Raw genomic sequence first — 13,896 nt, 5'->3', positions numbered from 1 at the left:
TTCGAGGTCGCCGACTTGCTCAATCGAGTGTGCAAAGGAGCGATTCCGGGAATTGGCACTCATCTCCTTGAGCCGTGAAAGCGATCCGCTCGACTTCCATCCTGCGCGGGCCGTCGTAGGAGAATGGTCCCATCCAATTCTTGAGGTTGTCGGAGCCCCAGAAGCTGAGGAAAATCTTCTGCGGGTTGGGCGGGATCTTCGAGGCATCCGTCACTTCGTGGACGAGCTTGCCATTCACGAAGTAGCGCAGACGGCCCTCTTCCCAGGTGAAGGCATAGTCGTGGAAGGCCGTCGTCGCGTCCTCGTCCAGCCCAACGAGCTTCTCGTTGCCGCCCTTGCTCGACACATACTGATTGACCTGCACCTGGCGCGGGTTTTTGCCCAGCACCTCGAAATCGATCTCGTCGTGCGGCTTCTTGTCGGCGGGGCCGATATAGGTGAAGAAGGCCGAATTGAACCCGGCCCCCTCCCCGGCCTTCATCCGCACCTCGTAGGTACCGTGGCCGTATCGCGCCCGGGTCTGGATCTCGCCACATGCGAACTTCCGGTCACCAGCATCGGCTGCCTCGAAGCCGAGGTGAACCTTGCCACCGTCTACGCGCACCTGCTTCTTCGACCACGTGCAGTTCTGGTGGGCGCCGTTGCTCCAGCCGTCGGAGACGTACCAGAAGGAACTGTCCAGACGATCGAACTCCTCCACGAACGACGCCCCCGCGGACTTGTCCTGCGCAACGACATTGGAGCCGCAGGTGGTTAGTACCAGGGCGATCGCGGCAACAACCGCGGGCCGCCTTCCGGCGGCGAAAGTCTTTGTCATGGTTTATCTCCGATCTTGGCTGAACGCTGCGCCCTTGACGGCGATGGCGTCAGCGTCATCAAGGCGACGGGAGGCAGGCGCAGCCCCCTGGCTGCGGCCACGGCTTCCCGTCAGGATCTGGTAGGCAACCGGCAGGGACCGACTGATGATGGCGTTGGAAGATATCAGGATTACGAAGGTTACCAGGACCGCGCTGACGTAGAACACCGGATAGGCGGCAGCATCACCGAACCGGTTCCAGATCATCCACAAGCCGACCAGCAGAGGGTAATGGCCGCAGAAGACCCAGAAGCTGAGGCTGCCGGTTCTGGCCAGCCTCTGGCCGAGCGCGGTCCGGAGGAGCATGGCCGAGAGCAGCCAGAAGCCCAGCGCGCCGACGATCGAGAGCGTGTTGCGGGCGAGATCCATCCAGAAGGGAAAGCTGGGTCCCATCGAATATAGTCCTGACGCCAGCACGACCGCGGCAAACAATGTCGCCACCACACCGATCGGGGCGTGTCGGTCGAGCGCCTTCGTATCAACGTTATGGACTGCCAGTGCGATACCGAAGGCGAAGCTGAACAGGATCGACTTCTTGAGCACGAGCCCGACGGTTACGTCCGGCAGGATCGCCAGGAGAAAGAGGCTGCCGCAAGTCATCCAGGGGGCTCGTGCAACGAGCACGGCCAGAAGGGGCGAAAGCAGGATGCAGACGAACAGGTCGCGCAGAAAGTAGAGCGGCAGGTTGATGGGATATCCCTGGAAAGCTAGCGCGTAGTTGGTGAACTCAGCCGGACTGCCGCTCCAGAGATCGGGAAAATACCCGATCCCGACGTGCGCCCGCTGCATCAGGAGGAGGACGAGCAGGAGCCCGAGGTTCCATAGCAGGAACGGCAACAGAACGGTCTTCAACTTGGACCGTACGACGGGTGCAAACCGAAATTCACTGAGCCCGCGTCTGAACAGGAGATAACCCGAGATCGCGCTCAAGCAGGGGACGCCGATCCGGAAAAGGCTGTCTCCCAGGAAGACCCTGAACCAGTCGAACAGCCAGAGCCGCCCCAGGAACGGGCTTGTCTGGGGATCAAACGGCACGTGTACGAACACGATGCCGCAGATCAGAAGGATGCGCATCAGATTGATGCGGGAGGATAGGTTCTGATCGACCGCCAAAAGAGTCACCTCTATTCGGGCAGCGCCTCCCTCGCCACCGGTTCAGTCAGAGCAGACTGGCGCCCGCGTCTCTCCGGGAAACATCGGCGTGCGATTGGAGCAAAATGTGGCCCCGCGGCAATAAGCTCGCTTTCAGCGTTGAAAGTCGCAGCACCGCGCGGCGAAGTGGAGCGGCGAACCTCCACGGGTACAAGGGATGTTAGCTGCCCCTGAAAAACCGTAACAGAGTTGTTTTTTGTTAGTCCCGAGTGGCATTGAGATCAGGTGCATCCCGTCGATTCTGCAGCGGGGAGATGTAATGTGGCTCCAATCGGGCAGCTAGGCCGCGACTGCGTTTCTCGTCCGGACGAGTTGGAGCAGCTTGCGCAATAGCGGTCGTTCCGTCAGCAGAAGCAGAGCCCCGTAGATCATTGCACCAATCACTGCTCCCACAGCGAGTTCGTAATAGTCATTGTCGAGCCGGGCTTGCAGTGATGTCAGCGAAATGCGCACGCAGACCGCCATGATCATCGCATTGATCATCGACCTGCTGGTGGCGAGTAGGCCGATGAAAAACGGAATGTTGTCTACGCGGAACACTGCCCAGGAATAGCCGACGAGAGTTGCAGCGTTCACGACACAGAGCGCAATGATCGCATCTACTAGCGTCCCGTACCACGCGGCCAGAGCGACCGCCCCGGTTGTCACGATCGCGCGTATGACGGCCGACCAGAACAGTGCGCGGCCATGACCTGTACCCTTCAGATAGGGAATGAATGTACTGCACGGGGTGATGATGCCCTTCGCCAGCGCAAGCAGGCCGAGCACCGGCCATGCATGAGCCCAGGCAGGACCGAAGATGACCCTCATGGCCGGCTCGGCAACCGCCCAAAGCCCGAACATGGCGGGCGCCAGCAGCACAGTCGTTACCTGCGTACTCAGCATCAGTGCCTCGGAACGCCGCTTGCGATCCTCTCCCATGTGACTGAAGGCGGGAAACAAAACACCCATCACCGCCGTCAGCACGACCTGATTGGGGATGCTGGCAAACCGGTTTGCGACCGAATAGGCGCCCGCATCCGCTAATCCGAGCAGGCGCGCGATAATGATCATCGGCGACTGGAACGTGACGAAATTGGCGATCTCGGATCCCATCACGCCGGAGCTGAAGCCGAGCAGCGGCGTCAGCTTGCGAGGGCGAATGACTGGCAAGGGCAGATAACGTGCCGCAGAATAGAGCCCCATCAGCCGGATCAGCGCCGAGCAGAACAACTGCGTCACCAGAGCCCAGATGCCGAAGCCAAGATAAGCCATGCCCACTGCGACGATTGCTGCCACCGACTCGGAGATCGTGCTCCACATCGCGTCCTTGCTGAAGTTCATCCTCTTGGCGAGGAGCGTGTAGGCCACATCGCCTGCAAGCTGCAGTGGGATCAGCAATGCCATCACTTGCAACAGAGGCGCGCTTTCGGCAGCGCCCATGAGGCTGCCGAGTGGTGCTGCCCACGCGTACAGGCAGACTGACATCAGGAGCGCCATGCACAGGTTCGCCCAGAAGACGCTGTGAACCGTCTCTTCGTCGGCGTCGTGCTGCATGATCAGTGCGGCGGTCAATCCTGCGCCACCGATCATCGCCAGAAACTGTACCACAGTAAGCGCAACGGCCACCACGCCGAACTCCTCCGGCGAAAGCAGCCGCGCAAGGATGGGCACCGTGACAAACTTCAGCCCGAATGTGGCTGTTTTTGAAAGGACGCTCCATCCGACATTTGTCGTGATCGTCTTCACGCCATGAACTGGAGCCATAGATAAAGATCCCGTAGCTGGGTTGTTGGGCGCAAGCCTTGGACAGCCTCTCACCAGCGAACTCTCATTCCTTCAGGGACAGCAGGGGCGAAAAGATGGCGACCTTCACCGTAGTGATTCCGTTTTATCAACGAGAGGCGGGTATTCTCCGGCGGGCCTTGGCTTCCGTGTTTGGCCAGAGCTTCCAGGATTTCGACGTCCTGGTTGTCGATGACGCTTCTCCTCTGCCGGCGGAGGAGGAACTGGAGCCGCTGGATGCAAGGACAAGATCGCGGATCACCGTCATCAAGCAGGCCAATGGGGGTCCGGGAGGCGCGCGCAACACGGGTCTGGACAATGTCCCAACTGAGACGCAATTCGTCGCCTTCCTCGATTCCGACGACATCTGGCTGCCGGACCATCTGAAGAACGCCCAAGACTGCATGACACGCTTCAGAGGCGACTGCTACTGGGCCTCGATGCAGGCAAGCGATGAATTCTACTATCACTTCGGCATGGCCGAACTGGAGGCAAGGGCGGGAGGTACGCGGCTATCTGATGAGCCTCTTATCATCGAGGTTCCCGATCTCGCGAGCGTCATGTTGAAGAACTGGAGCTTCCTTCACCTCTCCTGCATGGTGCTGGCACGGAGCCTCTTCGAGACCATCCGGTTTGACGCCGCCCTCCGGCTGGCGGCCGAAGACGTCCTGTTCTTCTGTGACTGCATCCTGGCCTCGCGACGCAACCTCCTTTGCGATGAGGCGGGCGCTGCAAGGGGCATAGGATTGAACATCTTCCACAGCATCGACAGTCAATCACCGCAGTTCCTGCAGCAGCAGTTCAACACGTGGGAGGCGCTGGACAGGCTGGAAACCCGGTTCTCGCGTCGACCGAAGGATGTTGCCTCCATCACGAAATACAAGAACACCGCTCGCCAGCAGGCTCTGTGGAGCCAAGCCGGCCGGGTGCGGCAACGGAGTGCACCTGATGTTCGCCTGCTTGCCCGTTGGGCATGGCGCGACCCGGCAATCCTGCGCACGCTGGTTCAACTCGGTGCAGGCAAGCTGGGGCGTGGCTGTCATTCACAGGGAGAACCGAAATGAAGCCGTATCACTGGCCCTCGCATCACGGCAATTTCGGCGACGACCTGAACCTCTGGCTATGGGACGCCCTGCTGCCCGGTCTGCGGGAGGTTCGGGAGGAGACGCTGCTGGTTGGGGTAGGCACGGTCCTGAACCCGACCCTGCTGCCGAACGGAGTGCACAAGCTGGTCATCGGCAGCGGCTACGGCTACGGCGATCCGCCAGACATCAGTGACCCCAGAGAGTGGGATGTGCGTTGCGTTCGTGGCCCGAAGACCGCACAAAGACTTGGCCTCTCCTCCGACAAGGGCATTGTTGATCCGGCGGTCATGATCAGCGACCTCGATCAGTTCAAGAACCTTCCCAAGCTGCACAGGAAGACCTTTGTGCCACATTGGGAGTCGGCGGAGTTCGGCATGTGGGAGTCCGTATGCGAACCCGCGGGGCTCACCTACCTCGACCCGCGCGGTGAGGCGAAATCGGTCATCCGGCACATCGCGCAATCGGAAATGATAGTCGCAGAATCCATGCACGGAGCCATACTGGCGGACGCATTCCGGGTGCCGTGGGTGGCGGTGACAACGTCATCCTCGATCAATAACTTCAAGTGGAAGGACTGGGCCAGCAGTGTCGGGGCGAACTACCAGCCACGGTATGTGCCGGTCTCGACCAGGGCTGAAGCGATCGCCAAGAAGACACGCTTCTGGGGCTTCCCGTTCGAAGGAAGCAGCCGGCAGGGACCCACGGCGGAGACGGCCCAGGGAGACGTCCTTGTGCAAGCGCGGCCGTCACCGGCGGGTCTTCGTGGTGCGGTGAAGCAGTTCCTCGCGGCACCGTCCGTACTTGCCCTTTGGCAAGCAAGTCGCCAGGAACCGCAACTCAGTTCCGACATGGCCCTGAATTCGCTGAAGGCCCGCTTCAACGACGTCCTGGAGGGCGTCCGAAAGGACTATTTCTGAGCGACAGGCACGCCCGGCAGAAGGTATCTGAGGCCAGTTTCCGGAGCTGCATCGGGTTCACGCCTTAGTCGGCGCGTCTTGTCCCGGACGATCCCTGCCGCAATAGCCGGTACCGCCCCCGGATTGCGCAGAACGTAGCCCATCGCTCCTGCAGTACCCCTGCTCCTCTTATTGTCCAGGAACGCCCTCAGGTCATGTCGAGCGCGGATATGTCCTTCGTGCTGTCTCAGGGCCGCGGTGACATCATCCGCCAATCCGGTCGTTGCCACAACGGCGATGTCCGCCTCGTAGAGACGACGAAGGTCATCGGTACGGTGCTGGCCACTCAGGGAATCACTCCGGACCACGGCGCCATACCCACAGTGTTCGATGACGGTATAGCGGGCACCCTTCACAAGCGCCCTTAGATAGAGGTCGTAATCCTCCCCGAGCCGTAGGTTCTCATTATATCGGAGATCGTGTCGGTCCAGGAAGCTTCGGCGCATAACGGGCTTGAGGAAGCCGATCTCACCGCGGCGCGATCCGGGTCGGGAGATGTTGCCCTCGATGAATTCGACGGTGGAGAGTGAGCGTGCCCGGGCCTGGAACGCTTGCGGCGCCTCCGAAACAGAAGCGTGACGCGTGAACGCGATGTTATCCGCGATGAAGTCCCACTCGGTATGCCGGAGCATCGCTTCGAACCGGCCGGTAAAGAAGAAGTCATCCGCGTCGAGGATCGCGATCAGCGGCGCTTTAGAGTGGGCAATTGCGTGATTGCGAGCAGCGGCCGGACCCCGATTGACCGGCAGGGACAGAACCACCAGTCGTCCGCTCCCGTCGTCAGCGCCCTCGGCGGCGAGTGCCGTCCTGTCCGTGGAGCCGTCATCGACGACGACGACCTCGGCGACGGAGGATTCGCGAAGAGCAGAAGAAATCGCCGTCGGTATAGTGGCGGCAGCGTTTTTTGCGGCAATAATTACGCAGATAGCCTCAGGGTTGGGCTCGGACATTCATGGTCTCCAGGCTGACGTAAGACGTCACTAAACACTCTGAAAGTGACCTGGGTGTGGAATAGTGGCGGCAACCCGCCCGTAGCGTTCAGTGTCGCGCCACGTCGCCGTGGATATCATCCTCTCCGCTCACGTCGCGGACCGGATGCGCTGCCGCCTGGGAGGCCGCGTTGGACGCAATATTGTCCCGACGCTGCTGTTTCTCCTGACGGACGAGATAGAGGATTCCGACGAAATAGCCCACCTGAAGCAGTAGCGCACAGGCGATGGTGGCGAGCACCACCTCACTAATCGATCCCGTCAGCCAATATGCCGCCACCGCAAACACCAGCAGGACGCAAACCATGCTGAACAAGACGCGTGGCGCATACATATGATAGATCCTCCCTGAGTTGCAGATCTAGGCGTCTGCTCCCTCACTGCGATTATTGAACCACATCGTAGCGCATGGGGACACATATCCGAACTGCTAATATGAGTGTAAGGCCATGCGCCTTTCGCAACCATGAAGGCGAATCTGCTGCGAGGCGCGAGCTTGGTGCTACCGCCAGGGCGCATTTCTGCCCCTTTTCGCGCGTTCGCGGGCCGACATGCGAGCTCCGCCCGCACCGTCACGACTTGATTTTGATCAACTTATATTTCCGGGGTGTGGGGTGGGAGCCACACAACTATTGCGCTGCAGCAATGCATTGCGGCGCAATATTCTCCGGACTAAAGGCCCAAGTGGAAGCATCTTAGGTTTGACCTGCCCGAGCTCCTACGTACTATTGCGGCTGATCATTGCGTGATCCACACCCTTCATTCCAGCATATCTGGAATTTCCGCCACATCCGGTTGAGAATTAGTTCGGCTAAACTCAGAAACGCTTGGCGCTTAAGCAACTCCATTGCTGCTGCCCCTTAGCCCACAACCTCTAGAATCGGCCCTAGCGGCGTGCCCGGGCCCGGGTTCATCCTGCCATCAAATTGCGAACACATACTTGTTATTCTCTCTGGCTCCGCGACGCCGCAAGGCAACCGATCCCCTCGCCCAATTAGATGGAGTTCCCTCTATGAAGTCAGCGACACGTTCGGCCGGATCGCCGTTCCTGATTCCCAATAAGACCTCGTTCAGCTTTGTGACTGGAGGTCTCGCCAAGCGCGGATTTGATGTGACCGCCGCAGCGCTTGCGCTCCTCGTTTTCAGCCCGATCTTTCTCCTGATCATGGCGCTCGTAAAATACTCCGATGGAGGCTCGATCTTCTATGGCCATCGACGCGTTGGCCACAATGGAAGATACTTCCAGTGCCTCAAGTTCCGCACCATGGTACCGAATGGCGATGAGGTTCTGAGAGCGTATCTGAATGCCAATCCTACCGCCGCCGAAGAATGGCGGAGGACGCGCAAGCTTCGTTCGGACCCTCGCGTCACGGTCGTAGGCAGCGTGCTTCGCAAGCTCAGCCTCGATGAACTACCCCAGCTTATCAACATTCTGCGCGGCGAAATGAGCGTTGTCGGTCCTCGCCCCGTCGTGGACGAGGAACTCAACCTCTACGATGCACATGCCGTCTATTACCTGAGGACGCGTCCGGGGCTGACCGGCCTTTGGCAGATCAGCGGACGCAACGATGTGTCTTACGAGAGCCGGATCGCCTTCGACACCCATTACGTGCAGAACTGGTCCCTGATCCGGGACGTCCTGATTATCGCGAAGACCGTGCCGGCAGTCTGCCTGTCCAGAGGCAGCTACTAGATACAGTCCCACCTCGATGGGAAAGCGTCAGCGGAAATCTCACGGGATCTCCGCGCGAAACTTATTCAAGCAAGGAGGTATCATGCGCGACAAGACGGTTGCAGCCGTTGTGAAGATGTTGGCCGTGGGCGCTCTCGTATGCGTTTTAGCGGTGCCGGCGGCTTCGGTCGCTCATGCCCAGGACACAGCCTATCACCTGGGCGTCATGGATCAGGTGAGGATCCGGGTTGCAGAGTGGCAACCGACGGAGGGGACTGTCAAGGACTGGGGCGTCATGGGTGGTGAATACGCAGTCGGTCCGGAAGGTGCCATCTCCTTGCCGTTCATCGGCGAACTCATGGCTGCCGGAAAAACGACCGGAGAGGTGGCCGAGGAAATCGGCCAGCGGCTTCAGAGCGAGTTTGCATTGAGGACGGTGCCTTCGGCATCCGTTGAGATTGCGAAGTTCCGGCCAGTCTATCTCACTGGCGACGTAACCACACCTGGCGAATACCCTTACGTGCCGCAAATGACGGTGCTCAAGGCAGTCAGCCTCGCCGGCGGCCTGCGGCGCTCCGATGCCGGTCAGCGTTTCGCGCGCGACTTCATCAACGCAAGCGGTAACGCTTCGGTCCATGGTAGCGAGCGTGGGCGACTGCTGGCTCGCAAGGCTCGGCTACTGGCCGAGATAGAGGGCGCGGAGGAGATCGCAAAGCCTGCGTCCCTGGAGAAGGTGCCTAACGCAGACGCCCTACTGGAGAGCGAAACCGCGCTCATGAAATCCCGTCGCGAACGGTATGAACTCCAACTCGAGGCGCTCGCCGATCTTCGCGAGTTGCTGGAGAGCGAGGTGAAGTCCCTCGGCCAGAAGGCGGAAACCCAGAAGGAGCAGCTTGCGCTGGTTCAGAAGGACAGGGAGCGGATCTCCCGTCTCAGCGAGCAGGGCCTCGCGACAAGCCAGCGTCGGCTCTCCATTGAAGAGCGGACCGCCGATGTCGAAGCAACCTTGCTGGATATCGATACGGCTGTGCTGCGAGCGCGGCAGGACATCAGCAAGGCCAACCAGGACGAGATAAACCTGCGCAACGACTGGGAGGCTCAGCGGGCAAAGGAGCTCCAGGACACCGAAGCAGAGCTGGAGAAGCTCGAACTGGAACTGGCAACCAGCCGGCAGTTGATGTCGGAGGCGATGGCGCAGTCGACAGAGGCTTTGAAGTTCGACGCAACGAAGGCCACTATCAAGTATGTCGTGGTTCGCGACGAGGGTGACGGGCCGAAAGAGATTCCGGTTGACGAGTCGACCCCTCTCAAGCCTGGTGACGTCGTCAAGGTCGCGTCCGAACTGCTGATGCAGTGAGACGACAATGAAGATCGCAAAAGCGATAATCGTGGATCCGGCGCAGAACCAGGTCTTTGGGCTTGGCGCGGTGACGCTGTCGCTTTTCGTATTCGCCTATTCCACCCGCTTCGGACCGATCTCCATTCTCTTGTATTACGGCCTGTGGCTTCCTCTGGTTCTGGTGGACTACAGGAGGGTGCTGGGGCCATACACGCGCTACGGCTGGATCTTCGCGTTCGCCGCGGTTTGCTTCCTGTCCAGCTTCTGGTCGGCAGCGCCTGCGACGTCGCTGCGCGCGTCCATCCAGTATCTGACCCATATCGTCTGCGCACTGGTAGCCATGCGCGTGCTGGCGCCACAAACACTGTCACGTGGCGCCATGATGGGTTGCGCGCTGGTCCTCGTGTACTCGTTGCTGGTTGGCAGCTATCACTACGACCCGATCGACGGACGCTACAGTTTCGTCGGCGCTTTCTCGTCCAAGAACCAGCTTGGTCTCTACGCCTCGCTCGGGGTCCTCTTCGCCTTCACCACCTGCTTCGTCTTTCGCGCTCGTGGCCTCTGGCTCGTGCTCTCTGCGTGCGCCGGCATCATCTCGGCCTATTCGCTGATGGCCTCCCAGTCCGCAACATCCGTCATCACCACTGCCGCAATCATCCTCCTGGCCGGGGGGATGCAGGTTATGGTGCGAGTGCCTCCACGGCAAAGAAGGCATCTCCTCGTTGCCTGCGTGCTTGTTGCCATCGGTGGAGCTACCTTCGCCCTTCAGTCGGGAGCCATGGATGCTGTCCTGGGTGCATTCGGCAAGGACACTACCCTGACGGGACGAACCTATCTGTGGCAGCAGGGCATCGAATCGGCCGCTGCTTCGCCAGGGCTCGGCGTGGGTTATCAAGGATATTGGGTGCCAGGCTTTCCGGAGGCGGAGCGGCTGTGGGACGACTTCTTCATTGCTTCCCGCAGCGGCTTCCACTTCCACAATACCTATATCGAGACGATGGTGGAGACCGGCGTCGTCGGCACCGTCTTCCTCGCGCTTGTCCTGCTACGGACCGCGGCCGGCCATTCCCGCCGCCTGCTGGTCCTCGATCGCAGCCCCGACGCCGCCCTCTTCTGCGCCGTGACCGCCCTGCTGATCATTCGATCCTTCGTGGAGATCGACGTCATGCACCCCTATCATGTCGGCTCGTTCCTGCTCTACTTCGCAGCCGGACGCCTGACGCTCGCGCAACGACAGCCCAACCCAGCTACCGCCTCATCGCGTGGACGGCCTCGTCGCGAGCTTCCTCAGATTCGCGTCGGGTTGGGCTAGCCGGATGTCCCCGACATCATCTCGCCCCGTCCAGCCCCAAACCGATACCCTCTACGGTATCCAGTATCTGCGCGCCCTCGCGGCGACTGCCGTTGTCGTCTTCCATGCGGCAGAGCGCACTGGCCTCCATTTCAACATCCGTGCGGCGGGCGTTGACGTCTTTTTTGTGGTTAGCGGCTTCATCATGATGGTGATCAGTGCGCGGCGCCCCATCAGGCCGTTGCCGTTCCTGCGGGACAGGATGCTCCGCATTGCCCCTAGCTACTGGATCGTGACGACGATCATGCTTGTGGGTGCCGCCGCCGGGTTATTCCCCAACCTGCAGATCGACCTGCTTCATGCCCTCGGTTCATACCTTTTCGTCCCGGTCCCGTCGCCGAACGGCGGTCACCTCTGGCCGGTGCTGGTCCAGGGGTGGACGCTGAACTACGAGATATTCTTCTATCTTGTGTTCGCGGCCGCGCTTCTTGCGCCCCGAGAAGGACAGTTCCCGTGGCTCGCAGGCGCGCTGCTCCTCCTCGTCGCTACCGGGACTTTTGGAGAGAGCGACAACCCGCTGCTTGTCTTCTACACAGAGCCTCTGATCCTGGAATTTGCAGCCGGAGCTTGGCTCGGAAGACTGTGGCTCCGAGGAATGATGCCGCGACCCTCCCTGGGCCTATTGATGATCCTCGGCGCCCTCGGTGGTTTCGGCATCATCGAGGTCGCGCGGGTGGAGTTCGACGCCCTGCTTTGCGGTCCCCTGGCTGTCGCTCTGGTGGCAGGCCTGCTTGCCCTGGAGACGGGAAAGAAGCTGCCCGATGTGCCGATGCTGGCCTATCTCGGGGATGCTTCCTACTCGACCTATCTCTGGCACACCCTCGCCCTTGCGGTGACGACGAAGGTTGGTTTCCATCTGATCCTGCCGGCGCCTGCCGTCGCAGCGGCGGGTGTCCTTGCAGGCATGCTGGTGGGAGTGGCCGCCTACGAGATGGTCGAAAAGCCGATCCAGAGCCGGATGAAGCGCCGACAGGTCGTCGCTGGCCTTGCGGTAGCCCAGCCACCCCCGCCCTAGCTCACCGTCTGCTCCGCGACGCGGCTTTTTTGCCGTGTCATCCCCGCCAGGTGCTCCGCCAGCCGGAGTGCCAGTGCCACGGCGGGAAGCGTCGGGTTGGCGTGTCCGCCTGTGGGAAACACGGAGGCACCGGCAAGATAGAGATTGGCGACGCCGTGCACGCGGCAGTCTGCGTCAACCACGCCGAGATCCGGATCGTCGGACATACGCGCCAGTCCAATTTGGTGATACCCGTCGAAAGCCTGCACAAGCACGCTCCGGAAACGATCCTCCTCGGGCTGCAGATATTCCAGCCGCCCGTAGCCCTTTGATCGAAGCCACTGGTCGAGAAGATGGTGGGCCTGCAGGACGGAGGCCATGTCCCTATCCTCTATCCGGTAATCAACCTCAAGGGCAGTGGCTCCCCCACTGCCTTCCCGCAGTTGCACACGACTTGCCGGGTTGGGCGCCTGTTCGGCGTGATACCGCAACAGGAACCGTCCCGACGATCGCGTCAGCGTGCCGCGCTCACCATCCTTCCAGAGATTTTTCAGCATGCTGATTATTCGCGTGGGCGACGCGCCTCTTACCTTCATGTTTCGCAGATGACGACGGATCTCGCCCTTACTTTTCGGTCCCGTTCGAGGCGCGAGCCCTCGGGAGAGCCAGCGATAGGTCCCGCTGAACCTGAGAAGAAGATACAGAAGCGAAAGGCTTCCGGAGCCGTGAGAGGAATCCGAGATCGAGATTGCATCAAGCCAAAATACGATGTTGAGCAATTGGTGGCTTGCCTGCTGATGTCGACTTGGCTGCAAACGCCGCCGATACCGATGGCCCTGAGAATCCGATGCGAAGGACAACCGCTGGACAATCTCCTCGTTATCCAGATGAGCAACGGCCAGATACCCGGTGAGGTGGCCTTGATAGAAGCGTCCGAGCGGCCCATCCGCACTGCCGAACAGGGTCGGATGTTCCTTCCGAAGCGCCAGCAGAAGCCTGGCAGTTTCAAGCCCCCCGGCAGCAAGGACAACCTCGTTCGGCGTGGGCAGTTCGCCTCTCCCTTCCAGGTGCAACGCCCGCACGCGTCCATGCTTCCCGAGCTCCAGTCCGCTTACGGCAGCACCCATGGCAAGCGTGATGTTCTCCGAGTGGATCAGTCTCGGCTCGTAGAGAGGAGCGATCACCGGCTTTCCGCTCCAAGTCTCGACGGAGTTGAGGGTGAAGTCCTCCTCGCCGTCTTCTCCAGGCGAAGGGATCTCACCAGCCTGAAGAAACCGCGCAGCACCAGGATAGTGTCGAGACAGGCTGGAATGCGGGATCGGCCAACCCGAAAAAGGCACGTGCGGCCGCTCCTCGAAATCGATGTCGTCGAAGGCGACGCAACGTCCTCCCCACAAGGCAGAGGTTCCGCCAATTCCGCGAGACATCGAGACGGTCGGTAGAGCATGGTTGCCGGCCAGGAGTTCCGTCCGCCCTTGCCACGATGACGAGGGACCGCTTTCGAGGAGCAGGACGCTGCGCCCCAGTTCCTCGAGCCTGAAAGCAAGTGCGAGGCCGACTGGTCCCGCTCCAACGATGCAGACATCCGCCGTCGGTAGGGAGGCCAAGCCATCAGATATGATCATGGATCGTCATCCTCAGGAAGCCGCGACCGGATCCGCTACCGGTCTCGCGTCGCTCCTACATGGATCGGGAAATGCCGCGGCAAAGAAGATTTCCCGCAGGGATACGTGGGCTT

12 protein-coding genes are annotated in these 13,896 nt (G+C 60.7%); 6 read left to right on the top strand and 6 right to left on the bottom strand.

All coding sequences use genetic code 11. The features are described 5' to 3' along the window. Positions 1-19 precede the first annotated feature (19 nt). The 3 genes from exoK to ACEPP2_RS19745 form a co-directional block, all read right to left on the bottom strand. Positions 20-817 carry an endo-1,3-1,4-beta-glycanase ExoK gene (gene exoK, locus ACEPP2_RS19755; protein WP_395517695.1) on the bottom strand — a complete coding sequence of 266 codons (798 nt, stop codon included), beginning with the start codon at positions 815-817 and terminating at the stop codon, positions 20-22. 3 nt (positions 818-820) lie between these two features. Then, positions 821-1,978 carry an acyltransferase family protein gene (locus ACEPP2_RS19750; protein ID WP_395517694.1) on the bottom strand — a complete coding sequence of 386 codons (1,158 nt, stop codon included), beginning with the start codon at positions 1,976-1,978 and terminating at the stop codon, positions 821-823. 309 nt (positions 1,979-2,287) lie between these two features. Next, positions 2,288-3,754: a lipopolysaccharide biosynthesis protein gene (locus ACEPP2_RS19745; protein WP_395517693.1), complete on the bottom strand. Its 1,467-nt coding sequence runs from the start codon at positions 3,752-3,754 to the stop codon at positions 2,288-2,290. Between the two features lie 95 nt (positions 3,755-3,849). Here ACEPP2_RS19745 and ACEPP2_RS19740 point away from each other — a divergent pair, with 95 nt between their 5' ends. Both ACEPP2_RS19740 and ACEPP2_RS19735 read left to right on the top strand, forming a co-directional pair. Then, positions 3,850-4,836 carry a glycosyltransferase family A protein gene (locus tag ACEPP2_RS19740; protein ID WP_395517692.1) on the top strand — a complete coding sequence of 329 codons (987 nt, stop codon included), beginning with the start codon at positions 3,850-3,852 and terminating at the stop codon, positions 4,834-4,836. Further along, on the top strand, positions 4,833-5,774 hold the full coding sequence (locus ACEPP2_RS19735) for a polysaccharide pyruvyl transferase family protein (protein WP_395517691.1): 942 nt from the start codon (positions 4,833-4,835) through the stop codon (positions 5,772-5,774). The genes ACEPP2_RS19740 and ACEPP2_RS19735 overlap by 4 nt, the downstream gene beginning before the upstream one ends. On the opposite strand, the gene ACEPP2_RS19730 is transcribed toward ACEPP2_RS19735, so the two are convergent. Beyond that, positions 5,765-6,763 (bottom strand): glycosyltransferase family 2 protein, encoded by a 999-nt coding sequence (locus ACEPP2_RS19730; protein ID WP_395517690.1) that lies wholly within the window; start codon positions 6,761-6,763, stop codon positions 5,765-5,767. The genes ACEPP2_RS19735 and ACEPP2_RS19730 overlap by 10 nt on opposite strands. Positions 6,764-6,851: 88 nt before the next feature. Further along, positions 6,852-7,136, bottom strand: coding sequence for an exopolysaccharide production repressor protein (locus tag ACEPP2_RS19725; RefSeq protein ID WP_395517689.1), 285 nt, complete (start codon positions 7,134-7,136; stop codon positions 6,852-6,854). Positions 7,137-7,814: 678 nt separating this feature from the next. On the opposite strand from ACEPP2_RS19725, the gene ACEPP2_RS19720 reads away from it, so the two are divergent. The 4 genes from ACEPP2_RS19720 to ACEPP2_RS19705 all read left to right on the top strand — a co-directional run bounded on the left by ACEPP2_RS19720 (position 7,815) and on the right by ACEPP2_RS19705 (position 12,179). Next, positions 7,815-8,495 (top strand): sugar transferase, encoded by a 681-nt coding sequence (locus ACEPP2_RS19720; protein ID WP_395517688.1) that lies wholly within the window; start codon positions 7,815-7,817, stop codon positions 8,493-8,495. Between the two features lie 82 nt (positions 8,496-8,577). Then, positions 8,578-9,831: a polysaccharide biosynthesis/export family protein gene (locus ACEPP2_RS19715; protein ID WP_395517687.1), complete on the top strand. Its 1,254-nt coding sequence runs from the start codon at positions 8,578-8,580 to the stop codon at positions 9,829-9,831. 7 nt (positions 9,832-9,838) lie between these two features. Beyond that, complete coding sequence (locus ACEPP2_RS19710) at positions 9,839-11,125, top strand: O-antigen ligase family protein (RefSeq protein ID WP_395517686.1); 1,287 nt, start codon at positions 9,839-9,841, stop codon at positions 11,123-11,125. Positions 11,126-11,129: 4 nt separating this feature from the next. Further along, positions 11,130-12,179 carry an acyltransferase family protein gene (locus tag ACEPP2_RS19705; RefSeq protein ID WP_395517685.1) on the top strand — a complete coding sequence of 350 codons (1,050 nt, stop codon included), beginning with the start codon at positions 11,130-11,132 and terminating at the stop codon, positions 12,177-12,179. Here ACEPP2_RS19705 and ACEPP2_RS19700 read toward each other — a convergent pair. Continuing rightward, positions 12,176-13,783 carry an FAD-dependent oxidoreductase gene (locus ACEPP2_RS19700; protein WP_395517684.1) on the bottom strand — a complete coding sequence of 536 codons (1,608 nt, stop codon included), beginning with the start codon at positions 13,781-13,783 and terminating at the stop codon, positions 12,176-12,178. The genes ACEPP2_RS19705 and ACEPP2_RS19700 overlap by 4 nt on opposite strands. Between the last annotated feature and the right edge of the window lie 113 nt (positions 13,784-13,896).

The organism is Pseudorhizobium flavum, from assembly GCF_044142885.1.
In the GTDB taxonomy this organism is placed as follows: domain Bacteria; phylum Pseudomonadota; class Alphaproteobacteria; order Rhizobiales; family Rhizobiaceae; genus Neorhizobium; species Neorhizobium flavum.
Note: the sequence above shows the minus strand (reverse complement) of the source record. Positions and strands in the feature narration are given on the sequence as shown.

Bases quoted from the DNA above. Each gene is read 5' to 3' on its own strand.
- exoK (WP_395517695.1), bottom strand. From the start codon at position 817: ATGACAAAGACTTTCGCCGCCGGAAGGCGGCCCGCGGTTGTTGCCGCG.
- ACEPP2_RS19745 (WP_395517693.1), bottom strand. From the start codon at position 3,754: ATGGCTCCAGTTCATGGCGTGAAGACGATCACGACAAATGTCGGATGG.
- ACEPP2_RS19740 (WP_395517692.1), top strand. From the start codon at position 3,850: ATGGCGACCTTCACCGTAGTGATTCCGTTTTATCAACGAGAGGCGGGT.
- ACEPP2_RS19735 (WP_395517691.1), top strand. From the start codon at position 4,833: ATGAAGCCGTATCACTGGCCCTCGCATCACGGCAATTTCGGCGACGAC.
- ACEPP2_RS19730 (WP_395517690.1), bottom strand. From the start codon at position 6,763: ATGTCCGAGCCCAACCCTGAGGCTATCTGCGTAATTATTGCCGCAAAA.
- ACEPP2_RS19725 (WP_395517689.1), bottom strand. From the start codon at position 7,136: ATGTATGCGCCACGCGTCTTGTTCAGCATGGTTTGCGTCCTGCTGGTG.
- ACEPP2_RS19720 (WP_395517688.1), top strand. From the start codon at position 7,815: ATGAAGTCAGCGACACGTTCGGCCGGATCGCCGTTCCTGATTCCCAAT.
- ACEPP2_RS19715 (WP_395517687.1), top strand. From the start codon at position 8,578: ATGCGCGACAAGACGGTTGCAGCCGTTGTGAAGATGTTGGCCGTGGGC.
- ACEPP2_RS19710 (WP_395517686.1), top strand. From the start codon at position 9,839: ATGAAGATCGCAAAAGCGATAATCGTGGATCCGGCGCAGAACCAGGTC.
- ACEPP2_RS19705 (WP_395517685.1), top strand. From the start codon at position 11,130: ATGTCCCCGACATCATCTCGCCCCGTCCAGCCCCAAACCGATACCCTC.
- ACEPP2_RS19700 (WP_395517684.1), bottom strand. From the start codon at position 13,783: ATGATCATATCTGATGGCTTGGCCTCCCTACCGACGGCGGATGTCTGC.